21 protein-coding genes are annotated in these 24201 nt (G+C 37.7%); 6 read left to right on the forward strand and 15 right to left on the reverse strand.

What is annotated here, in order from left to right:
- Window positions 1–344: 344 nt before the first annotated feature.
- The 12 genes from NG743_RS17850 to NG743_RS17905 form a co-directional block, all read right to left on the reverse strand.
- Complete coding sequence (locus tag NG743_RS17850; RefSeq protein WP_027402458.1) at window positions 345–806, reverse strand: tRNA (cytidine(34)-2'-O)-methyltransferase; 462 nt, start codon at window positions 804–806, stop codon at window positions 345–347.
- Between the two features lie 197 nt (window positions 807–1003).
- On the reverse strand, window positions 1004–2143 hold the full coding sequence (gshA, locus tag NG743_RS17855) for a glutamate--cysteine ligase (protein ID WP_027402457.1): 1140 nt from the start codon (window positions 2141–2143) through the stop codon (window positions 1004–1006).
- Window positions 2144–2485: 342 nt separating this feature from the next.
- Window positions 2486–3406 carry an NAD(+) kinase gene (locus tag NG743_RS17860; RefSeq protein ID WP_027402456.1) on the reverse strand — a complete coding sequence of 307 codons (921 nt, stop codon included), beginning with the start codon at window positions 3404–3406 and terminating at the stop codon, window positions 2486–2488.
- A 6-nt stretch (window positions 3407–3412) separates the two neighbouring features.
- Window positions 3413–3718, reverse strand: coding sequence for an NADH-quinone oxidoreductase subunit NuoK (gene nuoK / locus NG743_RS17865; RefSeq protein WP_015080280.1), 306 nt, complete (start codon window positions 3716–3718; stop codon window positions 3413–3415).
- A gap of 95 nt (window positions 3719–3813) precedes the next feature.
- A complete protein-coding gene (locus NG743_RS17870; RefSeq protein ID WP_027402455.1) occupies window positions 3814–4431 on the reverse strand; it encodes an NADH-quinone oxidoreductase subunit J in 618 nt (205 codons plus the stop codon).
- Window positions 4432–4698: 267 nt separating this feature from the next.
- Window positions 4699–5292, reverse strand: coding sequence for an NAD(P)H-quinone oxidoreductase subunit I (ndhI, locus tag NG743_RS17875; RefSeq protein ID WP_027402454.1), 594 nt, complete (start codon window positions 5290–5292; stop codon window positions 4699–4701).
- Window positions 5293–5373: 81 nt separating this feature from the next.
- Window positions 5374–6492: an NADH-quinone oxidoreductase subunit NuoH gene (gene nuoH / locus NG743_RS17880; RefSeq protein WP_027402453.1), complete on the reverse strand. Its 1119-nt coding sequence runs from the start codon at window positions 6490–6492 to the stop codon at window positions 5374–5376.
- A gap of 539 nt (window positions 6493–7031) precedes the next feature.
- Window positions 7032–8168, reverse strand: coding sequence for a citrate synthase (locus tag NG743_RS17885; RefSeq protein WP_027402452.1), 1137 nt, complete (start codon window positions 8166–8168; stop codon window positions 7032–7034).
- A gap of 87 nt (window positions 8169–8255) precedes the next feature.
- The gene (sixA, locus tag NG743_RS17890) at window positions 8256–8750 is read right to left on the reverse strand and encodes a phosphohistidine phosphatase SixA (RefSeq protein WP_257120598.1); all 495 of its coding nucleotides are present in this window, start codon (window positions 8748–8750) and stop codon (window positions 8256–8258) included.
- An 89-nt stretch (window positions 8751–8839) separates the two neighbouring features.
- Complete coding sequence (locus tag NG743_RS17895; protein ID WP_193963554.1) at window positions 8840–9205, reverse strand: Shedu anti-phage system protein SduA domain-containing protein; 366 nt, start codon at window positions 9203–9205, stop codon at window positions 8840–8842.
- Window positions 9202–10452, reverse strand: coding sequence for a hypothetical protein (locus tag NG743_RS17900; RefSeq protein WP_257120600.1), 1251 nt, complete (start codon window positions 10450–10452; stop codon window positions 9202–9204). The genes NG743_RS17895 and NG743_RS17900 overlap by 4 nt, the downstream gene beginning before the upstream one ends.
- Window positions 10449–10874, reverse strand: coding sequence for a RusA family crossover junction endodeoxyribonuclease (locus tag NG743_RS17905; RefSeq protein WP_168643850.1), 426 nt, complete (start codon window positions 10872–10874; stop codon window positions 10449–10451). The genes NG743_RS17900 and NG743_RS17905 overlap by 4 nt, the downstream gene beginning before the upstream one ends.
- Before the next feature lie 331 nt (window positions 10875–11205).
- On the opposite strand from NG743_RS17905, the gene NG743_RS17910 reads away from it, so the two are divergent.
- The 6 genes from NG743_RS17910 to NG743_RS17935 all read left to right on the forward strand — a co-directional run bounded on the left by NG743_RS17910 (window position 11206) and on the right by NG743_RS17935 (window position 20431).
- A complete protein-coding gene (locus NG743_RS17910) occupies window positions 11206–12225 on the forward strand; it encodes an ABC transporter ATP-binding protein (RefSeq protein WP_027402449.1) in 1020 nt (339 codons plus the stop codon).
- A 253-nt stretch (window positions 12226–12478) separates the two neighbouring features.
- Window positions 12479–12976, forward strand: a complete 498-nt coding sequence (locus NG743_RS17915; RefSeq protein WP_027402448.1) for a chemotaxis protein CheW — start codon at window positions 12479–12481, stop codon at window positions 12974–12976.
- A 59-nt stretch (window positions 12977–13035) separates the two neighbouring features.
- Window positions 13036–15660 (forward strand): methyl-accepting chemotaxis protein, encoded by a 2625-nt coding sequence (locus tag NG743_RS17920; RefSeq protein WP_257120601.1) that lies wholly within the window; start codon window positions 13036–13038, stop codon window positions 15658–15660.
- A 164-nt stretch (window positions 15661–15824) separates the two neighbouring features.
- Window positions 15825–18710, forward strand: a complete 2886-nt coding sequence (locus NG743_RS17925) for a hybrid sensor histidine kinase/response regulator (protein WP_257120602.1) — start codon at window positions 15825–15827, stop codon at window positions 18708–18710.
- 345 nt (window positions 18711–19055) lie between these two features.
- Window positions 19056–19523, forward strand: coding sequence for an NUDIX hydrolase (locus NG743_RS17930; RefSeq protein WP_173401703.1), 468 nt, complete (start codon window positions 19056–19058; stop codon window positions 19521–19523).
- A gap of 98 nt (window positions 19524–19621) precedes the next feature.
- A complete protein-coding gene (locus NG743_RS17935) occupies window positions 19622–20431 on the forward strand; it encodes an alpha/beta fold hydrolase (protein ID WP_257120603.1) in 810 nt (269 codons plus the stop codon).
- A gap of 235 nt (window positions 20432–20666) precedes the next feature.
- On the opposite strand, the gene phnE is transcribed toward NG743_RS17935, so the two are convergent.
- From phnE to NG743_RS17950, 3 genes are all read right to left on the reverse strand, one after another.
- Window positions 20667–21413 (reverse strand): phosphonate ABC transporter, permease protein PhnE, encoded by a 747-nt coding sequence (gene phnE / locus NG743_RS17940; RefSeq protein ID WP_370566882.1) that lies wholly within the window; start codon window positions 21411–21413, stop codon window positions 20667–20669.
- A 500-nt stretch (window positions 21414–21913) separates the two neighbouring features.
- Complete coding sequence (locus NG743_RS17945; protein ID WP_080683888.1) at window positions 21914–22696, reverse strand: phosphonate ABC transporter ATP-binding protein; 783 nt, start codon at window positions 22694–22696, stop codon at window positions 21914–21916.
- A 79-nt stretch (window positions 22697–22775) separates the two neighbouring features.
- Window positions 22776–23747 (reverse strand): phosphate/phosphite/phosphonate ABC transporter substrate-binding protein, encoded by a 972-nt coding sequence (locus tag NG743_RS17950; protein WP_257120604.1) that lies wholly within the window; start codon window positions 23745–23747, stop codon window positions 22776–22778.
- Window positions 23748–24201 lie beyond the last annotated feature (454 nt).

Below are 24201 nucleotides of genomic sequence, written 5' to 3' on the forward strand. Positions count from 1 at the left end.
CCTAAAAAACAACCGTATACAACATCCACGATTTTTGCATGATTTTGTTGTATTTCTGGATACAATATTGTCCGATTCATTGAGAGTCAAGGTGTTGGGGATTTTCTGCTTTTTTGAGTCATAAGTTGAGAATTAACTAAAATCTATCCTTGTTGGTTAGATCACCCTGAAAGTATCTATACAAATTTCTTATGTCATGTTAGCAGATTTTATCAGTATTTATCATGATTAACTTTTTGCTTATGTATTTTACGCAACATTGTTTTCAAGGGTGTTGGCATGATTGATGCTGATAAATATGTTTCTATCACAGTTAATCCTAAATTTCTGTTGGTGAATATGAATTATTGTAAATAGCCTAACTGACGACGACATTCAAATAAACCTATGGCGACGCTGACTGATAGGTTCAAGCTCCTCACGCCAGGTTCATTCATGGGAATATATAAGGTGGAGTCACAAGTGGAAAGAATGGTGTCTGGTAATCCTGCTGTTTCACTGCCAAAGAGTAGCCAGTCATCCGGTTGAAATTCAAAATTAATGTAGTTAAAATTACCACGAACGCTAAAACCTAAGCATCTACCTCCACGTTGTTTATGTGCGTCTTGAAATGTTTCTATGGAATTATGATAATGGAATTTAACGTAAGGCCAATAATCTAACCCGGCTCGTTTGAGATAGCGATCGCTAATTTCAAATCCTAATGGACCAACTAGATGTAATTCCGTACCTGTAGCAGCACAAGTCCGGGCAATATTGCCAGTATTAGGAGGAATTTGTGGGTTGACTAAAACTATCTGGGGCATCTTTCTCAGCTCTAAATTGTATATTAGGAAATTTCTTACTGTCTAAAAATCTACCAAAATGTAGAGGCGATATATAGTTTTTTTTAATATGTACGAAGTATTGCCCTGTGATTATTTTTTTAAATCATTCAGCAAGAGGAAAGGAGGATCTGAGTGAGGAGAATATTTATCTTTGCCTATTCCCTCTTGCCTCTCCCTTATTGCCTCACAGATGAACATAGCTTGCTTTCTAATTCGGTTTCCCGTTCTTGGGTGGCAATAATGGCTTGAGCAATTACACGCTGAATATCAATGCCTACTTTATGCAGTTGCAACCATTGTTGAGCTTCATTGCCTTCTCGCAGGATTTTTTGCAAGGGGGATAAGAAACAACTAAAGCCCTGTTGTTTGGCGATACTCCAAACTTCTTGATAGATTTGTGCTATCCAATCTCTAGCCAGGATACTGCTACCATCTTGCCATCGCTGTAATCTTGCATCCAGACTGTCAGTGGCGGCAGCCATTTCGTTGCTTCTGGTTAAGGTAATCAGTTCTTCGGGAGAAAACGGGCTTTGAGTTAAAGGATCAATACTGGGGTTGTCAATAATTTGGATTAACCGCGCTTCCAGCATTGCTGTCATCGCTAACAAGGCAATAGGATCTGTCACTAAATCACAAATTCGCAATTCTAACCGATTTAGATCATAAGGTCGGCGATCGCCATTGGGACGTACTGATGTCCACAAATGCCGGACATTTTGCATTGTTCCAGCCGCCAACTGTTCATTTACCCATTGAATATGATCAGCATGACTAGCAAATAAGGGAACATAATCAGGGGTTTGGGGAAATAGTCCCCAGCGAGTGGAATGATAACCTGTGGTTTTACTATCCAGGAAAGGAGAAGAGGCACTCATAGCTAAAAATAGAGGTGCTTCCATTCTGATGACCCGACAGGCACGCATTAATATTTCTGGGTCACTGATACCAATATTGATATGGACGCTGGCTGTAACTACCTTTGTGCCATAGGTTTGTTCAATGTAATCATGATAGGGATTCGTAGGGTCAGAACGCAAAAAGCTTTGGCTTCCTTGCAAAGATAATGTACTACCTGGTATCAAAGTATAATTATCTAAACCTTGGAGATAATTCCGCAACGTCTTTCTGGGTCGCAACAAAGCACACAATAAACTGTCATAATTGATAGATGGTTGAGTTATGTACTCCACATTCCGGCTATCCGGTTCACGCATAAATCCATCTAAATTTGTAACAATCTTGTCCGATAGTCCCACAATGTCACCTTGAGGTGTGCCAGTGTATATCTCAATCTCAAAGCCTTTTAATAAGACCATGTTATTCTCCAAAACTTCTTCTAATGTTCATAAATTGTATCTAATTAGACGATTTTTTGCATTTTTTGTGTACATTGTCTTACCGTTCTATAAAACTTACCCAAAATTACCAAAGTCTAGACACATCTGGACAGCGATAATCTTAGTGTTTATTTCCTGCTTCATCGTGGTCTTAGAATGACTTCTAAGAGGTTTTTCCACTCGACAGACAATCTCGGTAGAACTTACCGTTTCTGACCGTAGTTCCTAAAAAGAACCCCCAAATAAATTGCAATTGGGGGCGAAAATTGATTGAGAATTACAGGCGTGACGGGGTGAAAGTTTAGAAAATAAACATAAACATCAATTGCGGTGATTATTGTTGTAACGAACTCTTGTTCCTGCCCACAGTAACTTCTCCCGCAATGTTTGGTAATATGAATTATTTGCCCGTAAGACAATAAACTTAGCGCGACAATCAGCCATTCGCACATCAACACGATGTCCAGGCCAAATAGAAGTAGATAAAACACCATCCATCCAGAGTTTGGTGCTTAAATCATAATCGCCCAAAGGCCAAATACTAACCACCGAACCGGGGGGTAAAACCAGAGGACGACTAGAAAGACTCATTGGACAAATGGGAGTGATAGTAATTGCTTCCATCCCATCATGGATAATTGGTCCGCTGGCAGAAACAGTATAACCAGTAGAACCTGTGGGAGTAGAGATAATTAACCCATCTCCCACATATTGATCTACTATTTCACCATCAATTTCCATTTCCAGAATTGAGGTAATCATTCTGTCAGCAGAAGCGGGTTTGACACAAAACTCATTTAAAGCCAAGTAACTTTCAGTTACGGGTTCTAAATTTGAGCCAGTTCCTTCATATACCGCTGCTTGTAACATCATCCGCCGTTGGATAGCATAACGATCTTCTAACAGCCTGTCCCAAACTATTTCTGGATCTTGAAACTCATCTACTGACTCGGTTAAAAACCCCAAATGTCCGCCTACATTGACTCCGAGAATGGGAATGCCGGCTGGAGCTAAATGCCTAGCGCCAGTTAAGACAGTACCATCACCACCGAGTACCAAAGCTAAATCAATTGGTTGGTTAGCAGAGGCCAAAAAAACCGGATAGGGGTTATCTTTTGGACCACTAGGTCCCATCAATACTTGGCACTGACGATTTTCTAGTTGTTTAGCACAGAGTTCAGCCCAGCGTTGACTCTGGGGATCTCGGGCTTTATAAGCAATGATTACCTGCTTGAGTTGCACTAACTATTACCACTTCAGAAGATTAAACTGCTCCATATCAACGGTATCGCGGTTGCGATAAATAGTCAGAACGATCGCTAAACCTACTGCTGCTTCTGCTGCTGCTACGGTAATCACGAAAACGGTAAAAACCTGACCCTTAATTAAGGTTGAATCCAGGAAGTTGGAAAATGCCATTAAATTTAGATTAACGGCATTTAGCAATAACTCAATTGACATGAGTACCCGCACTGCGTTCCGACTGGTAATTAAGCCATAAATCCCAATGCAAAACAAAGCTGCGGCTAGTAATAAAAAGTATTGGAGTTGCATGATTGTCAGTTGTCAAGGAATAGGCAAGAGGCAAAAGGCAAGAGTTAAAAGGCAAAAGACAGAAGTTTTTTAACCTTGATATCTCTTTCCAGTTGCTATTCGGCATTTGTAGTGGTGCTACCAGTGGAGATGAGTTCTTTGGGACGTTCTGGTAGGGTTAAAATTGTTTGTTGTAGTTCAGTGGTTGGTACTTGGTCAGGGAGATATTCCCGACGCGCCAAAATAATTGCGCCTACCATCGCTATTAGCAAGAGGACGGAAGCTAATTCAAAGGGTAGCAAAAAGTCGCTGAAGAAATGCTCACCAATGACAACGATGGAATTTTGATTAACTACGGGATTAATTGTATAAGCCCAAGGTGTAGCTAATACCATTGTACTTAAAAGCGCAAATAGTCCAAAACTGACTATAGCTGTAAATACTTTTCTTAATCCAGCACTAGGTAATGGTGAAAAATCCTGTCTTTTGTTTACCAACATAATGGCAAACAGAATTAAAACGTTAATAGCACCAACATAAATTAGGATTTGTGCTGATGCGACAAAATCACCATTTAGCAATAAGTACATTCCCGCTATACTGATGAATACACCTCCCAGCAAAAACGCGGAATAAACAATGTTAGAGAATAACACTACACCGAGTGCTGTCCCAATCATCATTACACCAAGAATGCCAAGTGATACAGACTGTACTCCCTCTGCTAGATTCACTGTTTTTGTCCTTAGTCAGTTGTTAGTTGTTGGTTGTCAGTTGTCAGTTGTCAGTTGTCAGTTGTCAGTTGTCAGTTGTCAGTTGTAAATTATCTTTGCTAATGACTAATGACTAATGACTAATAACTAATTATTTTTCTGTTTCTACTAGTAGTTCGTCAAATTTATTTTGACGGGTAATAATCGGAAAAAACTTCTCTTCTTCCCTCCCCCACCTCCCCCACCTCCCCCACCTCCCCAACCTCCCCAACCTCCCCCTGCTTGCCTTCACCCGTCATTTTCGGGTTGACAGACTACTAAGTCTTCTGGACGAGAACCTGCACGGGGGGCATCAGCGGGGACTCCGTGAGGGTCCATTACGCCTTTAGGTAGGTAAACAAGTTCGCGCAGTGGTGTCACCATGGGATCGTTTGTAACTTTATAGGGTAATCGTCCCAGGGCTACACTATCGTAATTAAGTTCATGGCGATCATAAGTGGCTAGTTCATATTCTTCTGTCATGGATAAACAGTTGGTGGGACAGTATTCCACACAGTTACCACAGAAGATACAAACTCCAAAATCAATACTGTAGTGTTTGAGCTTTTTCTTTTTAGTGCCTTTGTCCATTTCCCAGTCAACGACAGGAAGATTAATGGGACAAACACGCACACAGACTTCACAAGCAATACACTTATCAAATTCATAGTGAATGCGACCGCGAAATCTTTCCCCAGGAATCAATTTTTCGTAGGGATATTGAACGGTAACAGGTCGCCGTCTCATGTGGTCAAAAGTAACAGATAATCCTTGACCAATATAACGACCTGCTTGGACTGCTTCTTTGGCGTAATCACCAACTTGTTTGAGGAATTTAAGCATTTTTGTGTCTCTCTCTTTACAATTTTGGATTTTGGATTTTGGATTTTAGATTTCAGATTCAATCCAAAATCTAAAATTGCCTTACCCACCGAAGGCGAAGGGAAAGGCTAGTTTGAAGGCTGCGGTTAATAGGAGATTTACCAAGCCTATTGGTAAGAGAAATTTCCATCCTAAGTCTAGCAATTGGTCAATCCGTACCCGTGGTACTGTCCAACGAATGAGGATGGCAAAAAATACTAGTAAGTAGGCTTTAATCACGGTCATGGTAATGCCTATCACTGCTGTGACTACCTGAATGGCTGGGTCACTTTCGCTGACTCCTAACCAACCAGTGATCATCTCCAGGGGTATAGGACAATGCCAACCACCAAGGTATAAAATTGCTACTAATAGGGCAGAAAGGACAAGGTTAATGTAGGAACTGAGGTAAAAGAGGGCGAATTTCATGCCTGAATATTCGGTCTGATACCCGGCAACTAGTTCTTCTTCGGCTTCTGGTAAGTCAAAGGGTAGGCGCTCGCATTCTGCTAGGGCGGCTATCCAAAAGATCATAAAACCTAATGGTTGTCGCCAAATATTCCAGCCGAGAATGCCAAAGTTAGATTGCTGATTAACGATGTCAACGGTACTAAGACTATTGGACATCATGGCGATCGCTAGTACACTCAATGCTAAGGGAATTTCATAGCTGATGGACTGTGCTGCTGCCCGTAAACCTCCCAATAAGGCGTATTTATTATTAGAGGCATAACCTGCCATTAATAAACCAATGGGCTGAATACTAGATAGTGCAATCCACAAGAACACGCCCATGCCGACGTTAGCAATGATGATATTCTGTCCAAATGGCACAATTAAATAAGACAGAAATACTGGTAAGACGACAATAATTGGACCGATGGTAAATAGCCAAGTATCTGCTTTGGCGGGGATGATATCTTCTTTAAATACCAGCTTCAGACCATCGGCTACAGGCACTAGTAATCCAAAGGGTCCTTGGTATTCAGGACCAATCCGCTGCTGTGCCGCCGCTGAAATTTTCCGTTCTAGCCATGTGGCAACTAGTACGCCTACTGTAGCCCCAATTAGCATCAATACCATTGGTAATGGCATCCATAGAGCTTTGGCCGCGCCAGGGGGTACGCCCAAGTCTTTGACAGATTGAATAAAAGTTCCTTGGAGGTCAATTCCTGGATTCATGTTTGCTGCTCTTTAAGTCAACGTTCTGATCAACTGTCCAAGATGAAATTAGTTGTTTCAACTTTCATCTAAACCTCCAGGAGACCCCCACCAAAACTGTACTCAGTTTGGTGATGGGAGGAATGGAGGTTTAATTGTGAAACGTCCCTTGAGTAATTTTGTGCGCCAGCACAAACAATGAGAGGGACAGTTGAGCAATTAACAAATCTTTGATAGTTTATTCCCTTCAATACTTGGGCTAATTCATGAGTTTAGTATATCCTTGGATGGGTTTCCCCATCAGACTCTACAAGACAACTTCTACTTATGGTTGGGATTGGGAATTGATGATTGATGACTTAATCGTCATCAGGTAGTGCAAATTAGCCGCTTCCGGGTTGGTAATGGGTTTCCCAAACTCGGCGCTGTTGTAAGTTTGCCAATTTTAACGGGTTGTGATTTTGGAATACAAGCCTCAATGGAAGATGTGACGGTTATCAATCTGTCCATTGGAGGACTTGAATTGAACATCCCAAATCTACAGTTGAGTAGTTTGTCAGTTAACGTTGGTCAATCGGAGTGTAGGCGATTTCGTGACGACCACTGTAAATTTGAGTGGGACGGAAAATCCGGTTTTCTACCAGTTGTTCTTTCCAGTGTGCTAACCAACCGGCTACACGGGCGATCGCAAATACTGGTGTAAACAAATCTGTAGGGATTCCCATTTTCCTATACACCAAACCAGAATAAAAGTCAACATTAGGATAAATCCCTTTACCACCCAGTTTTTCTGAAACTACCCGTTCCATTTCTACGGCAATTTCATAGTATTCGTCATAGCCAAACTTCTCAAACAATTGCTCTGCCAAGCTTTGTAAGATTGTAGCGCGAGGATCTTTGACTTTGTAGACACGATGACCAAAGCCCATAATTTTAGCTTTGCGTTTGAGAAGATCATCTACATAGGGGACAACATTTTCTACTGAACCGATGTCTTCTAACATCTGAATTACTTCTTCATTCGCTCCACCATGCAATGGACCGCCTAAAGTACCGACGGCACTGGCGACTACTGCATAAGGATCAGTCAATGTAGAAGCTGTGACTCTAGCACTAAATGTTGAAGCATTCATTGTATGCTCAACATGAAGTATTAGGCAGATATCAAATATTTTGGCGGCTAGGGGGTCAGGCTCTTTCTCATTGAGCATATACAGGAAGTTAGCCGCATAGTTCAAATCATCCCTGGGTTTAACGGGGTCATTACCTTGCCGCATTAACTGGAATGCTGCTACCATCGTGGGAATAGTAGCGATTAACCGGACGGCAGCAGTCCGAATATAGACAGGATTATGTAAATCCCGACGAGAATAGAATAAACCTAAAGCAGCAGCCGAGGCTTGAAGCGCATCCATCGGATGACCACTTTCAGGGAAGCATTTCATCATGTCCCGAATGCGGTATTTGATGCGCCTGTGGAAGAGAACTTCATGCTCAAATGCTTTTAGTTCTTCTTCATTTGGTAACTCACCCCAAATTAACAGATATGCAGTTTCTAGGAATGTACTTTTCTCCGCTAATTCCTCAATCCTGATACCACGATATTCTAGAATTCCTTTCTGCCCGTCTACATAACTAATGCTCGACTGGGCTGCGGGAATGCCTTCTAAACCAGGCTTGTATTCGCATACCGTCATGGCAACACCATTTACTTTGTAAAATATCTGCTCACACTAACCTACTAGAGACTATTTTCACCACAATAGTTGCAGATGTAACAACTATTACAGCAGGTACTTGGGTGATGTTAACCAAAACAGTTGACTACGACCCCAAGCTGAACCATCATCTGGTAGTTTTATTCCCATCATACCTGCTTTTTTGAGGATGAGGCTCTCTTTTGCTGCTCCCCACAGGAGAATTTCTGCCCAATGGCTTAAACTAGGCTCATGACCGACTAATGCTAATTTGGTTTTCTGGGGATAATTCCTGGGTTGAAGCCATTCTTGCCACCAATTTTGAATATTACCATCAAAGCTCAGATGATCTGATGTTTCTAACTGGGAACTCAATCCAGCCGCAATGAGTATTTCTGCTGTTTGATAAGCGCGAACTAGGGGACTGGTAAGAATGAGATCAAAGTGTAATTCTAGCTGTGCTAATCTTTGAGCGACTTTCTCGGTTTTTTCTCGTCCTTCTGGGGTGAGTTGTCGTTCTTCGTCTTTTAGTTGCGGTTGATGTTCTTCGGCGATACCATGACGGATTAAGTATAGTTCCATGTTTTTAGTTGGGTGTTTTTATATTATTTTTGTTTCGCGCAAAGACGCAAAGAAGCAAAGGCGCAAAGAAGAGGGTAAAATTAGTAATTTCATAAAATCTTTGGATACTGTGAAAGTCTATGTCTTATATCTCTAGCTAATTGATCAAATGTTTTACAAATTACTTTGCGTGAGTCTACTACAACTCTATTTAAATACCATTTCAATCTAGCTTTTTCAAGCTCACTAAGGAATTCATCTCTACCTATAACAAGAATACCTTGATATTCTATATTCTCACTTCCAAAAATAGAACGAAATTGAGAAGTATTCTTAACATCATCAATTTTCCAAAACCAATCAATGATTTGACTAAATCCATGTTCAAATCTATGCGAACGCAGTAGATTTTCAAATTCCTCAAGTTCAACCCAACACTGTTTAATATCTATATGAAAAGAATCTAGATTTTTCATACTTTAGCCTTTTCTAATAATCCATATAACATTTCAATCCGTTTATAATTAACTATATCAGTAATAGTCACTTTTTTAGATTGAACTTCAAAAATGATTCGATATATGCCTACCTTCGCAATAAAATCATTATCTGGGCTTGAATTCAGATTAGAAAATTCAATTTCTGAACAATCAGGAAAGTTTTCTAGATAACTAATAGCATGACTAATCTTTTCTTTTTCTTGAGTTGGTAAAGCATCAAGTGCTATTTGTGCGTTATCATCTAGAACTATTTCATTTTTGTTTGGCTGTTGATTTTTAGAGTTAGTAGAAAGATCGCAATACTCATCAGATAAGTGTTGAACTTCATTAAAAAAATTAGTTCCTCCTTCTACTTTTTCCAATATGTGCTTAATCTTTGCAAATATTTCATCTTTTTTTTCTGTTGGTTCGTCGTTTAACACAGAAACTAATATTTCTTGAAATTTCTGATTCCTTTGTGCTGTAGTTTCCTGAGTATTTTCGGTCATACTAACCATAATTTGCCTGAAAACCTGTAGAACTGCTATTTTTTCAGTTTCAGATATATTAGAAATCCATTCTATCAATAACTTAACAACCAACATTATAAACTTAGGTAAAACCTCCGAATCTAGCTTCTGAATATAACCGTGAGCCAGACGATTACGCTTTTCTAAGTAAGCTTGAATAATATCAAATTCAGAAATTGATAACTCTCCCACAGAGTACATTGATCTTAGCAATTTTATGAATGGTAAACGTTCAATAGGAATTGATACATCAACTGCTCTTTTTCTTAATGCTCCCTCAAAAACACTCCAGAGAAAAAGAAAAGCAGGTTCAATATTATTATTTTCAATAAGCTTGCTAACTTGACTAAAATGGTCAATTAGTTCTTCCCAAGAAGGTAGTTCTTCCGATGTTCCAGGTAATGATTCGGCTTCTATATCTTCAAGTGTCACTAATAAAAAACGCCAGCCTGGATGTCTACTTACTTCTTCTGCTACAAATTGTAAATGCTCAACTGAAACTGGACGAATACTGGTTTTTACTTCAATTATTAAACCTATTAAACCAGATTCATTTTCATTCTTAGTAGCAAGAATATCGGGTTGATAATTATCCAAATCAAACGGTAATTGATCTGCTTTCGGGTTTTGTATAACAGTAAATCCTTGATCACGATACTGCTTGATCAAAGATTCAACTTTATCATCATGTAAACTTTTAGTATTGTCTATCATAAGTATTTTTCCAATGTTTGAGATTCACTTACTTTGACATAAACACACTCTTCGCCAATGATGACACCTTCCTGTAATAATAAAGGTAAATTTGTTATATCAATTGGCTCAGATAAAAACCGACGATGACTCTCTACATCTGATATTAGTCCATCATCTTCATAAACTAACTCATTGAGTGCATCCTGAATGGGTTTAATAATGTTATCGGTGTCAAGTAGATTCGGATCACCATAATTATCACCACAAAGATAAATTAGCGTTAACTGTAAATTAGCATCTTTAATTGGACTGCTACCCGTCCAAACCTTTTGGGCTTCAGAATGCACAAAATTTATCCATTCTCGACGGTTTATTTTGTTCCGTGTTTGGTTTGAAACAGGCCGCTTGCGAATGAGAAGTTCAAAATATATTATTGACATTCCCAGTCCATCTCTTGATTATAACTTAATAAACTTACAGCACTTTCCACCACGTCTTGGGTGTATCTCAAAATTGTACTAAATTTATACCTGTTTCTTTGACTATATAGTTTCAAAAATAAATCAAATAAGTCAAGTTGATAGACGTACTGTATAGCTGAAGTATCAACAATAACGATAGAGATGAGCTTATCCCTATAGTTGATCATTTGGCTAAATCTGTACTGAGAATTATCTGAAAATGAAATATTCAACTCATCATGGCGATCGCCTAACTTGTACAATGAAAGATAGATTGTTGCGAATTGTATAGTTAAGGATTATAGCTGTCATGACTGCCGCTGTTTTCATCGAAAATCTCAAAAAAAGCTACGGTAATCTAGTCGCAGTCCAGGATGTTTCCTTTCAAGTCCAACCTGGAGAAATTTTTGGGTTACTTGGACCTAACGGGGCGGGGAAAACGACCACTCTCCGGGCTTTATGTACGCTAACAACGCCTGATACTGGGAAAATTGAGGTTTCCGGCATTTCCGTCTTAAATAACCCCAAATTGGCTAGGCAAAAACTGGGTTATGTAGCCCAAGAGGTAGCTTTAGATAAGGTGCTAACTGGACGGGAGTTACTACAATTACAAGCGGCGCTGTATCATCTTCCTGGTGCGCTGATTAAACAGCGAATTAATACTATTTTGGATTTGCTGGGGTTACAAGAATACGCAGATAAAAAAACTGGCACTTATTCCGGTGGTTTACGCAAACGGTTAGATCTAGCGGCTGGGTTACTTCATGCCCCTGATGTGTTGGTATTAGATGAACCAACGGTAGGATTGGATATTGAAAGTCGGGTTGTAGTCTGGAATTTCCTGCGGCAATTACGGGCTGGGGGAACTACTGTGGTAATTACCAGTCATTATTTGGAAGAAGTTGATGCTTTAGCTGACAGGGTGGCAATTATTGATAGAGGTTTGGTTATTGCTAATGGTACACCTTCTCAGTTAAAAGATCAGGTGGGGGGCGATCGCATCACCTTGAGAATCCGCGAATTTTCACCTCTAGAAGAAGCCGAAACCGCCAAAAACCTGTTAGCAGCCTTACCTTTTGTTCAAGAAATCATCATCAACAGCGCCCAAGGTAACTCTCTAAATTTAGTAGTTACTCCGCAAAATGACGTTTTGATCACGATTCAACAGGCGTTAAATCATGCCAATTTACCAATTTTTGGCATCGCTCAATCTCGTCCTAGTTTAGATGATGTTTACCTAGCAGCCACCGGAAAAACCTTAATGGATGCGGAATTAGCCGCTGTAGCCAATCGTGATCCCAAAGCGGAGAAAAAGCAAAATATGAGATAGAGAATAGGTAGGTAATAGTTAAGGAAATGTAGGTTGGGTTGAGCGATAGCGAAACCCAACAAAATCCTTGATAATGTTGGGTTATGGCTGATGCCTTCGGCGATCGCTTCTGGGAGAGATAATCCTACTGTATACTTGGCACAGATGAGGAGATGGAGAAATTACTGGACTGGACTGATAACTAAGTTAGTATGGGAGAAAGTTGTGGTTATCCCATAAAACGAAAGTAAACTGATTTTAATTATATTTACTTATGAAAAAGTTGCAATTTGACTTTAACCATCAAGCCATACATAATAGTCGAGAAGATGGCTATCTCAAATTTCAACTTAATCAACAAACTGGTGCTGTTTTATCCATTTCTCATACGCAGGAAGCAATTATTGTACCTGTGACATCGGTTACGGCTATTCCGAATATGCCTGCTTGTATATTAGGATTGATGAATTGGCGCAGTCATATAATTTGGGTGGTTGATTTACCGAGGATGTTTAATCTAGAATGTCTTGATCACCGATTGCGTCAGTATAATATTATTGTTATTCAAATAGAATCAATAATTTTAGGTTTAGTCGTTCAAGAAATTAAAGGAACAACCAAGTTTATTGCTGATGATATCCGTTCCCCTGTCGGACAAGTAGCATCTAGTTTAGTACCTTACTTATGTGGTTGTGTGGTACAACAAGAAGAAATTTTATTGGTATTAAATGCAGTACATATTTTAAGTTCAGATGTTTTTTGTATTAACTAATAATTAATACTCGAAGAAAGCGGTAACTTTTTATTTTATAGATGTGGTGCGAAGAATATATGTTGAATAAAACTGATATCAAACAAAGTAGCAATTCTCAAAATCAAGCATCTTTAATTTCTCCAACTAAAGTTGTTGATAATAGAGGAAAAAGTTCCAGTGATCAGAGGTCTTGGTATGAGAGATTAGAATATTTGCGACAATTTAAGTTAAGTACCCAATCTATAATTTTATCTATAGCTATTGGTACTTTACCAGTTTTGGGAATTGGGGCGATCGCTTATATGTTTGGTAGTAAGTTAATTACAAAGCAAATTATTACATCCCAAGAAAATACAGCAATTAATTTAAGTGATAAAGTTAATAACTTTATTGGACAACGCTATGGAGATATTCAGATCCTATCTAATATATCTTTTTCAAGTCCGATGCAAGATACAGAAAAAGCAATAGCAGAAAAATTTAGGCAAATATCGAAAGTTGATCCCAGCACAATTAATATAGAAACAAAAGCCTCCTTAGATAGCTTGATCAAAAATAGTCATGTTTATGATAGTGTAGCCATATTTGATCTGAATGGACAAGTGATTATGCAATCATCAGGAGAGTCTTTAAGTCCAGAAAAACAACTGATCTATTTTCAAGATGTAGTTAAACAAAATACTCCTATTATTAGTCAACCAGAAATAGTTAAAAATATCGGCACAGTGATTTATATAGCTGCACCAATTAAGGATGCAGTGGAGGGTAATACTATTGGTATAGTCAGAACTCGTATACCTCTAAAGGCTTTAAAAAAAGTAATCCAAGGTTATATAGATAAGAATAATCAATATTATTTTTTAGATGCAGCAGGAAAAATTTTAATTAGTTCCTATCAAGATATGTTTGGTGAAAAACTCGTAGATATATATCCGAGTTTAACTAATGTTTTGAATACCAAAAATATTGATACATTTACAGCCATTGCCAAAAATAATCAAAAGCAGCAACTTATTACTTATATACCATTTTCCAAAATATCAGGTTTACCGGAGATCAAGTGGCAATTAATCGTAGAAAAAGATACAGCGATCGCCTTTAAGCAACAAAGAGAATTTTTAAAATTAACTGCTACTACAACATCATTAATTGCATTATTAATGACGTTGCTTGTAGCTTGGTTAAGTCAGCGGATTAATGCTAAAATTGCGAATACGTCTATAGGAAAAGCTCAGGAAATTCAAGAGCAAATACATCTAAGCGTAGTCAACAAACAAGAAGATCAAGAAAGAGAAATTGAATGGCTAAAATTACTGCTAGAAGTGACTAGAAAAATTCGGCTAAATCTTCAGTCCGAAGCTATTTATCAAACAGCAATTTCTGAAGTTAGTCATGTTCTAAAAACAGATAGAGTCATCGTTTATAAACTCCATCGAAAAACCCAAGCTGTCAAAGTAATTGCTGAATCAGTACTTGATGATTGTCAAAAAATGCTTGGTGTCTATAACAATGATTCTCACTGGCGAGAACTTGGGAAAAGTAATCAATTTGAGGCTATATCAGACATTGAACAAGAGGTAAAATTAACCAGTAGTTATATCGAGTGGTTAAAGAAATTTTCTGTACAAAGTAGTTTAACAGCACCAATTTTAAGTCATGGAGAAATTCAAGGATTCCTGATTGCTCATCATTGTTATAATCCTCATATTTGGCAAGTTGAAGAAATTAATTTTTTAACCCAAATTGCTACACAAGTTGGCTATGCTTTAGAACAATCTCATCTGCTAGTAGAGATCAGAAAATTGAAAGCTCATAGTCAAACAAATATTCATCAAGACTCCCTAGAACTCCAGAATTTTCAGGATAGTATTGAGCCGATTGTCAATCAAATTCAACAAGCTGTTAGTGAAGTAAATGTTTATTTAGAAAAATTCGCCACAGAGGCAATTCTAGAACCTGAAAAAATGTACCAAAGCTTAGAAACTATTGAAAATATGACCATTGCTATTCAATCTACCGCTGATATAGCACAGCAAGCTGTCACCATTATTAATGATGCTAACCATACAGCTACTAAAACTGGAGCAGAGATGGATTTAACACTGCAAAATATTTTCTGTGTCCAAGAAACGGTTGATGAAATCACCAAAAAAGTAAGACGTTTAGGGGACTCTTCTCAACAAATTTCCCGTGTGGTTTCTATAATTAATCAAATTTCTATGCAAACTAATCTATTAGCAATTAATGCGGGAATTGAAGCTGCAAGAGCCGGAGAGGAAGGTCAAGGTTTTGCAGTGGTAGCTGAAGAAGTTGGCGAATTAGCCGCCAGAAGTGCAGCCGCTACTCAAGAAATTGAGGAAATAATTGCCAAAATCCAACAAGAAACAGGTGAAGTATTAAAAACAATGACAATGGGAACTAATCAAGTTACCCAAAGCAGCAATATTATTGAAAATGCCAAGCATAATTTACAAAAAATCACTGATGTATCCCAGCAAATAGATACCCTGGTTCAGTCAATTTTAAGTTCTACTCAATCTCAAGTTCAAACATCACAAATTGTGAGTCAAACTATTAAAGATATTACCCTTGTATCAGCACGTAATATTCATAATTCGCGTCAAGTTTCCCAATCTTTACAAAAAGCAGTAGATATTTCTCAAGAGTTAAAAGATACTATTGAGACTTTCCCACCTAATTGATATTCTCATTTGTTCTGAATTAATAAATAAGTAGGTGAACACAATAAAACCAAACTGTGTAAAGAAATGTAAAATCGCCCAAACCCTCTTCACTCTTGCCTTTTGCCTTTTGCCTTGCCATAACGACAATTTTCAACACCAACCTACTTAATGACTAATGACTAATGACTAAAGATAAAGAATTGGAAATCCAGATGCAATTTCTGGAAGAAGCAACTGATTATCTCAATACTTTAGAAGGGGTATTACTGGAAATTGACATTAGTAAACGTATTGAATTAGAACATATTAACGCTGCAATGAGAGCCGCCCACTCTATTAAAGGTGGAGCAGCAATGATGGGATTTCGCGTATTAAGTGATTTAGCTCATAAATTGGAAGATGCCTTTAAAGTCTTAAAGACTCAAAAAGATTCTTTGGAACTTGATACTCATTTACAAAGTTTATTACTATCTAGTGTTGATTGGCTACGACAGATTGTTGAGTTATTGGCAAAGGGTAATAATCTGGATGATAGTTGGTTAAGAAAATTTTGTTATCCAGTTTTTGACGAACTTTATGAGCGTTTAGGTGAACCGACTCCAGAAAATATTACAACTTTACTATCATCAGAAAATGATACAGAAATTATCCCTTTATTATTTGAAACTGAAGTTGAAGAGTATTTACAACACCTAGAAGCTAGATTAAAAAATAGCAATAAATCGGGGTTAAGAGTAGAGTTGGTAATGATGTCCACTGAGTTGAGTGGGTTAGGAGAAATGCTGCAATTAACAGCTTTTACCAAATTATGTCAATCCGTTAGCCATTATTTAGAAACTTACCCTGATAGTTGTTTAGAAATTGCTAATTTAGCATTAAAAGCATGGCGACAATCTCAAACTTTAGTATTAAGTAATCAACTAGGTAATTTACCAACTAGAATTAATTTTGGTGAAGTTATTCATAATCTTCCTCCTATTTCATCAAATCAGCAAGATTATTTATTGCATAAATCAAATATTTCTGATTTTGATTTATTAGAAAATGTTGAATTATCTCCAGAAAGTGCTGATAGAGGATCAACCTCAGAAAATCTCCCCATAGATTATAAATATACTGAACGTAAAAGTGATATTAATTCACTGCCTAAAGAAAGGGAAAACCAGGAAAATACAGTTAGAGTTCCTAGTAAACATTTAGAAAAGATTAATGATTTATTTGGAGAAGTTATTATTCAACGTAATGGGTTAAATGTGCAAATGGAAAGATTACGTAAATTAGTGCGTAATCTCAGTCAAAGAGTCCAAATTCTTGATCAAGAAAATCAAGAACTGCGAACAGCTTACGCAAAAATAATAACTCATAATCATGGTAATCAAGAAGTAGAAAATAATTTTACAGAACAAGATAGCTATCAAAAATTGAATTTATTATCTCAAAATGTGATGGAAACTATTGTCCAAGTGGCAGAAGTTACCAGTGATATCCAATTAAGTGTGGACGATACAGACCAAATAGCAAGAAAACTAAATAAAACTTCTAAACAATTACAAAGACAATTAACCCAGGTGAGAATGCGTCCTTTCTCCGATTTAGTAGAACGGTTTCCTAGAGCTATTAGGGATTTAAATGTTGAGTATGGAAAAAATGTGCAATTAAAAATTGAAGGTGGAAATACTTTAATTGAAAGAGGTATTTTGGAAGCTTTAAATGAGCCTTTAATGCACTTATTACGCAATGCTTTTGATCATGGAATTGAAGATCCTATTACTCGGAAAAAGCAAGGAAAAAGTGAACAAGGTTTGATTGAAATGAAAGCGGTCTATCATAGTAATCGCACGATTATTACTATTCGTGATGATGGTCAAGGTATTTCTTTAGACAAAATTCGTCACCGCGCCTTAAAAATGGGTTTGGACGATTCTTTATTAGCGAGCGCTAGTGATGAAGATCTACTATCATTGATTTTTGAACCAGGATTTAGCACCTCAGAACAGGTAACAGCTTTATCTGGTCGGGGTGTAGGTATGGATGTAGTCCGTAATAACCTGAAATTAGCGCGAGGAGATGTGAATGTTGACACCCAAGCTGGAGTGGGGACGAAGTTTACCTTATCAGTCCCATTTACCTTGTCAGTTGCGCGGGTTTTATTGGTTGAGAGCGATCGCTTGGTGTTAGCATTTTTTACAGACGTAATTGAGGAAATTTTCTTGCTAGAACAGGAACAAATCTTCTCCCAAAACGGGAAGGAATTTATTAACTGGCAAAACAATCAATTACCATTACTACGTCTCAATAGTTACTTTGAATTTAATTGCTCCCGCTACAATAACCTGGAATTAGAAACTCTGCCGATCATTAATGCTATAAGTGTATTGATAGTCAAACATGATCATCAACAAGTCGCAGTTCAAGTAGAACGCTGCTGGGGTGAACAAGAAGTAGCTATTCGTCAAGTAGAAGGTAATATTCCCCTTCCCAGTGGTTTTAACAACTGTACAATTCTGGGTGATGGTCGAGTAGTTCCCCTCATTAATACTAATGATTTGGTATCATGGATTACAAAAAATGAACGTCCCCACATCAGTAATAAATTACCAACAACAAGACTACAAACTGCATTCCTCAAACCGCCAAAAGTACCCACTATCAATCAACCTAGTCGCCAAAAAGGCATAATTTTGATTGTTGATGATTCCATTAATGTCCGTCGTTATCTAGCACTAACCCTGGAAAAAGGTGGATATCAAGTAGAACAGGCTAAAGATGGTCAAGAAGCTTTAGAAAAGCTAGAAAGTGGTTTGCAAGTCCAAGCAGTGATCTGTGATATTGAAATGCCTCGTATTGACGGTTATAGCTTTTTAGAGCGAATCAACAACAATACAGAGTTGAGAAATATTCCTGTCGCTATGTTAACCTCCCGTAGTAGTAGTAAGCATCGTCAGTTAGCTATGCAATTAGGAGCAAAAGCTTATTTTTCTAAACCGTACAATGAGCAAGAATTATTGCGGACATTAGAAGAAATAATTTTCCAGATTGCAGAAACAACATTAATTGGTAATTCGTAATTCGTAATTCGTAATTTGGAATTCGGGCGTTGCTGAATCGAGGTATGAAATTTCCAAATTGAACCTTTAAAAATCTTACCTTTGCGTCTTTGCGCCTTTGCGTGAGACTAAAATTCATACCCTTAATCAGCAACGCCGGAATTCGTAATTCGTAAGTAGGTGAACACAATAAAACCAATCTGTGTAAAGAAACGTAAAATCGCCCAAACCCTCTTCACTATTGCCTCTTGCCTTTTGCCTCTTGCCTTTTGCCTCTTGCCCTCCCATAACGACGATTTTCAATGCTAACCTACTTAACACAATCAAACAATTTTAAACTTGAACATTTTTACTAATTTTACACCAATGATTCAGTCCACACGAAGCTTATGGCATTTTGGACAAACGGTACTGGGTATTATATTCCGCCACCCCATTACTGGTACAAGTATTATTCCTATTTTACCTGATGGTCAGATTGTCCTCATTAGAAGAAAGGATGATGGTCGTTGGTCATTACCTGGTGGTATGGTGGATTGGGGAGAAGATGTTCCTCATGCAGTCCGTCGGGAATTGATAGAGGAAACAGGGTTAGAAGTAGTTAAAATCCGCCGTTTAGTGGGGGTTTACTCTTCACCAGATCGTGATCCTCGGATTCATTCTATCTGTATTACTGTTGAAGCTGAAGTTCAAGGAGAAATGGCAGTCAAAGATACTTTAGAAGTTATGGAAATTCAAGCTTTTCCTCCTAGTTCTTTGCCAAAACCAGATATGTCTCATGATCATTTTCGTCAGTTACAAGACTACTTAAATGGTTTAACAACACTTGCATAAAAGATGGAAAATTTAAAATTCTGGGTTGGGAAATTAACTCTAAAGTCTATAATTGGAAATTGCACAACTTAGACACCTAAATTAGTAAGTTAAAATAAATGAATATTTTATTTCGTAACTCCCGCATAAAACTTAGTCAAGGGGTATTGTTTTGGCGTGAAGTTGGTACAGGAATACCCGTAGTTTTTCTACATGGTGCATGGAATGATGGTAGCGAATGGGTATCCACAATGGAATTATTAGCTGAAAACATCCATTGCTTTTCACCAGATTTGTTAGGTTTTGGTGAATCAGCAAATCCTAAAATTCACCATTCCATAGATTTACAAGTCGAGTGTTTAGCTGATTTTTTAAACGCTTTAAAATTAGAAAAGGTCTATTTAGCTGGTAATTCTCTAGGAGGTTGGATTGCGGCTAGTTATGCTTTAAAATATCCAGAACAAATATCTGGCTTAATATTGTTATCACCAGAGGGTGTTGCAGCGGAAGATAAAAAAGAGGAATGGCAAAAAAAACGGCGGTTATTTAATTGTTCACCCTTAATAATTAAATTTTTACGCTTAATTATGCCTTTTATCAAATTGATTGGTTGGGAGGGAAAAATTGCTAGAGATTTAGAATTAAGACAAACATTGTTACAATCTTCTACAGCTTGTCAATTACTTTTTAATCGCAAGCAACCAGAAATAGCAGCAGAATTATTAGAAACCCGCTTACCGGAAATTAATGTTCCCTGTTTGATTTTGCAAGGTGGTCAAGATACACAATCTGCTATATCAAAAAGTAATACTTATGCCCGATTAATTCCCGAAGTTCAGTTACATAATATTGCTCATGGAGAAAGTAATTTACCAGAAACTTGTGCCAGTGTTGTCGCTGAAGCTATTTGGGATTTTATTAATAAGTAGTCACCGAGTCAGGAGTCAGGAGGAAGAATTGGTAAGATTTTTGGGCGTTGCTGATAGCCTGCGTGGCGTATCCCTGCGGGAGCCGGAGGCATTAGCCATATCGAGGTATGAAATTTCCAAATTGAACCTTTAAAAATCTTACCTTTGCGTGAGACTAAAATTCATCCCCTTAATCAGCAACGCCGATTTTTGGAATAATTGAACGCAGATAAACGCAGATAAACGCAGATAAATACTAAATTGACTCTAGGTATCGGCGTAATTTACTACTAAACCAATCAATAACTGTGACTACTACTAATAGCACTAACATCATGGTTGTGGCTTTGGTATATTCAAAACCATCTATATAGCTTTTTAATTGAAATCCTATTCCCCCAGCACCAACTACTCCTAAAACTGAAGCAGCACGAATGTTATATTCAAACATCCATAGGGTATAACCTAATCCTAAAGGTAATATTTGCGGTAATATCCCATACTGAGCAATTTGTATTTTTGATGCTCCAATTACCTGTAAAGACTCTAAGGAATGATAATCTACTGATTCTATCGCTTGTTGATAAAATTTAGCAAGATAGCCAATAGTATATATTGATAATGCCAATGTTCCAGCGGGTGCGCCTAAACCTGTAGCAGCTACGAAGATTAAACCTAAGATAATTGAAGGTACGGAACGCACAGCATTTTGCAGTAAGTTTGCTATCCATCTTAACCATAAAGGGGCGATATTATTAGAACTGGCTATGGCAATTGGTAAGGATAAAACTGCACCTATGGATGTTCCCCAGACGGACATCTGCACGGTTTCAATTAATCCTTTAATGGCAATGTCTAAAACTTGCAAGTTGGGAGGAAATAACCGAGAAATGAAGTCTGTGATAAAAGGCCAGCTATCTTTTAATAATTTCAGATCAACTTTTAATCCTTGTAATGCCCAAATATAAATTCCTATCATTAATAGGAAGACAAGTGAAGGCATAAACCAAGGATAACGATGAAAAATTTGTGAATTAGAAAATTTTTTCATTTTTTTAAATTACTCCATATAATTTTGATTATTTTATTTAGGGTTTGCTGATAGCGTAGCGTGGCGTTAGGGAACACCAAAAAATAAATTACCCAATTTTGTGGGATGGGCATCCTGCCTGTCCTTAATGATTAGCAGGCAATTCGTCCCGCACCACAAGAAATTTTTGGGTATTTTTTTAATTGGAAGTCCCTTAGAGGATGTTTGAAAAGTCGTATCCCGTAATTTTCATCACATTTTTACCCCCCTTTCCCCTTATAAAGCTACGGTGTACACACAAGTTATCGAATCACCATTATTCCTCAAATTAAGTAATTGGACAAAAATATTTACAGTCATTGCGAGCGAAGGGAAGCAATCACAACCCTTGGAGTTGCTTCATTTCACTTCGTTCCATATGGCTAACGCCACGCTAACGCAGTGACATTGTGTAATTAATTCTGTCTCACTACTTAGATAGTTGATAAAAATCGCTGTTGTAAATTTTCACATTTGCCATCATAAACTACTTTTCCATTATCTAAAATTATCGCTCTTTGAGCATATTCTTTAGCTAGAGCTAAGTCATGTAAAACGGTAATTATAGTTAATCCTTGTTGATGCAATTCTGATAAAGTTGCCATGACTTGTTGGGAGGCTACCACATCTAAACCTGTGGTGGGTTCATCGGCTAAAAGTATTTGTGGAGATTGCATTAATGCTCTAGCGATCGCTACTTTTTGTTGTTGTCCACCGCTTAATTTACTAGTTTTTTGATATGCTTGTTCTTGCAAACCTAGTTGTGTTAATAATTCTAAGGCTAAGGTGCGATCGCGTTGCCCAAATCCCCATAAAGTTTGCCTCGTTTTTCTCACCCCCAACCTGCCACACAAAACATTATCAATTGCTGATAATTGGCGAATTAAGCCCCCTCCCTGAAATAGCATTCCCACATCTCGACGGATTTGCGGTAAGTTTTGCTCACTTACAGACACACCATTAATTTTAATTTCTCCCTTAATCAAGGGAACTAAACCCACAAGTGATTTTAATAATGTTGATTTACCTGCCCCATTCAATCCTAGCAAGACTACAAATTCACCTTGATTAATTTGGCAATTAATATTATTTAAAATTGGTCGCTGTAGAGATGCAATATAACCTGTTTCCAAATTACAACATTCAATAAAATTCACGTTACTTTGAGATAAGTTGGATAAATGATAATTTTTATGTGCTACTTGATCAATAGTCATGGCTAATGGGAATATGATAATTTTTGTTCTATCCTGCTCCCCTCCTCGCTTGCGGGGAGGGGTTGGGGGTGGGGTTATATTATTCCATTCCCACGTTTTTCAAAGCTTCTCGCACTGGTTGAAGATGACGATTATGATCAACTCTTACCAATTCTGTGGAATTATATAAACTGCTTAGTAATTGATTATTTTCTGATTTATTTAACTTCAATAAAGCATTAATTAGCTTTTCTCTGATGACAACAGGGACATCATCATCAATGGCAATACCATGAGCCGGAACACCGGAAATTTTATGTAATATCCTGACCTTATCTCTATTTTCAGCCGCCAAATAGGGAGGGAAAAGAGCATATTCTGAGACTACAGCTACATCCGCTTGACCTCTAATTACAGCATCTAAAGCTTTACTATAATTTCCACCATAACTAACTTTACCAAAGAAGCTTTCCAAGCGATCGCGGTTAGGTACGAAACCCTGTTTTACTAACTCACTCACTGGAAAAAGAAACCCGGAACCAGATGTAGGAGAAGTAAAAGCAATAGTTTTTCCTCTGAGTTGTTCTAAAGTTGCTTTTGGAGAATTTTTACTTTTTAATTGGCTGTTACTAGGAACAACAAAAATAGAATTATAAGTATATCTACCAGAGTAATTTTTGCGAACTTCTGCCAAATATAACCGAGAATTTGCTAATTGTTCAGCCTTTAAAGCCGGACGACTACTTAAAAATGCTACATCAGCCCGATTCGCTCTTAAAGCTTCTACTGCGGCTGTCTCATCACCTACTTGCGCTTTAACGGGTATGCCTAATTCCTTAGATAAAAAAGCAGCTACATTATTAGCTTTATTTTGCAAGTCTGTAGAATCAGAGCGACTAGGAAAAACTATAGTTAAAGGGTTGATTTTCTGAGCAATTAAGCGTGGTGCTGGTTGATTTTGCAAAGGGTTAGCTATGGCTAGATGCGGAGAATCCAAACCGCTCAACACTATTCCTGTCAAGGCTAACAATCCGCCACCAACACCCCAAAAGCTTTTTTTACCCACTACCATTTTTTTACCCCACTAAGAATTATGTTCAATATTTTTGCAAATTACTTGCAATTAACTCCATCAAAAACTATAGACTTTTTAAGAATAAAAGTCAATAAGCAAAATTTTTTTACCATTAGAGACTTCCAATTAAAAAAATATCCCAAAATTTCTTGTGGTGCGGGACGAAAAGCCAGCTAATAAGTAATTGGACAAAAATATTTACAGTCATTGCGAGGGAAGGGAAGCAATCGCAAGGGTTGTGATTGCTTCATTTCACTTCGTTCCATATGGCTAAGGCAACGCTTACGCAATGATATTGTGTAATTAATTCTGTCTCACTACTTAATACAAGGACGGGCAAGATGCCCATCCCACAAGATTGGTATCGCCCAACTATAATCTAATACTATGCTCTTAGCTTTATCCTAGATGCTATTTATCAGATATATTATTCATAATAGCTATATGATAA

Origin of the sequence: Dolichospermum heterosporum TAC447, from assembly GCF_024584745.1 — a bacterium.
Classification (GTDB): domain Bacteria; phylum Cyanobacteriota; class Cyanobacteriia; order Cyanobacteriales; family Nostocaceae; genus Dolichospermum; species Dolichospermum heterosporum.

Excerpts from the sequence above, each read along its gene's own strand:
- NG743_RS17850 (WP_027402458.1), bottom strand. The coding sequence starts at position 806 with ATGCCCCAGATAGTTTTAGTCAACCCACAAATTCCTCCTAATACTGGC.
- gshA (WP_027402457.1), bottom strand. The coding sequence starts at position 2,143 with ATGGTCTTATTAAAAGGCTTTGAGATTGAGATATACACTGGCACACCT.
- nuoK (WP_015080280.1), bottom strand. The coding sequence starts at position 3,718 with ATGCAACTCCAATACTTTTTATTACTAGCCGCAGCTTTGTTTTGCATT.
- ndhI (WP_027402454.1), bottom strand. The coding sequence starts at position 5,292 with ATGCTTAAATTCCTCAAACAAGTTGGTGATTACGCCAAAGAAGCAGTC.
- nuoH (WP_027402453.1), bottom strand. The coding sequence starts at position 6,492 with ATGAATCCAGGAATTGACCTCCAAGGAACTTTTATTCAATCTGTCAAA.
- NG743_RS17885 (WP_027402452.1), bottom strand. The coding sequence starts at position 8,168 with ATGACGGTATGCGAATACAAGCCTGGTTTAGAAGGCATTCCCGCAGCC.
- sixA (WP_257120598.1), bottom strand. The coding sequence starts at position 8,750 with ATGGAACTATACTTAATCCGTCATGGTATCGCCGAAGAACATCAACCG.
- NG743_RS17895 (WP_193963554.1), bottom strand. The coding sequence starts at position 9,205 with ATGAAAAATCTAGATTCTTTTCATATAGATATTAAACAGTGTTGGGTT.
- NG743_RS17900 (WP_257120600.1), bottom strand. The coding sequence starts at position 10,452 with ATGATAGACAATACTAAAAGTTTACATGATGATAAAGTTGAATCTTTG.
- NG743_RS17905 (WP_168643850.1), bottom strand. The coding sequence starts at position 10,874 with ATGTCAATAATATATTTTGAACTTCTCATTCGCAAGCGGCCTGTTTCA.
- NG743_RS17910 (WP_027402449.1), top strand. The coding sequence starts at position 11,206 with ATGACTGCCGCTGTTTTCATCGAAAATCTCAAAAAAAGCTACGGTAAT.
- NG743_RS17915 (WP_027402448.1), top strand. The coding sequence starts at position 12,479 with ATGAAAAAGTTGCAATTTGACTTTAACCATCAAGCCATACATAATAGT.
- NG743_RS17920 (WP_257120601.1), top strand. The coding sequence starts at position 13,036 with ATGTTGAATAAAACTGATATCAAACAAAGTAGCAATTCTCAAAATCAA.
- NG743_RS17925 (WP_257120602.1), top strand. The coding sequence starts at position 15,825 with ATGACTAAAGATAAAGAATTGGAAATCCAGATGCAATTTCTGGAAGAA.
- NG743_RS17930 (WP_173401703.1), top strand. The coding sequence starts at position 19,056 with ATGATTCAGTCCACACGAAGCTTATGGCATTTTGGACAAACGGTACTG.
- NG743_RS17935 (WP_257120603.1), top strand. The coding sequence starts at position 19,622 with ATGAATATTTTATTTCGTAACTCCCGCATAAAACTTAGTCAAGGGGTA.
- phnE (WP_370566882.1), bottom strand. The coding sequence starts at position 21,413 with ATGCCTTCACTTGTCTTCCTATTAATGATAGGAATTTATATTTGGGCA.
- NG743_RS17945 (WP_080683888.1), bottom strand. The coding sequence starts at position 22,696 with ATGACTATTGATCAAGTAGCACATAAAAATTATCATTTATCCAACTTA.
- NG743_RS17950 (WP_257120604.1), bottom strand. The coding sequence starts at position 23,747 with ATGGTAGTGGGTAAAAAAAGCTTTTGGGGTGTTGGTGGCGGATTGTTA.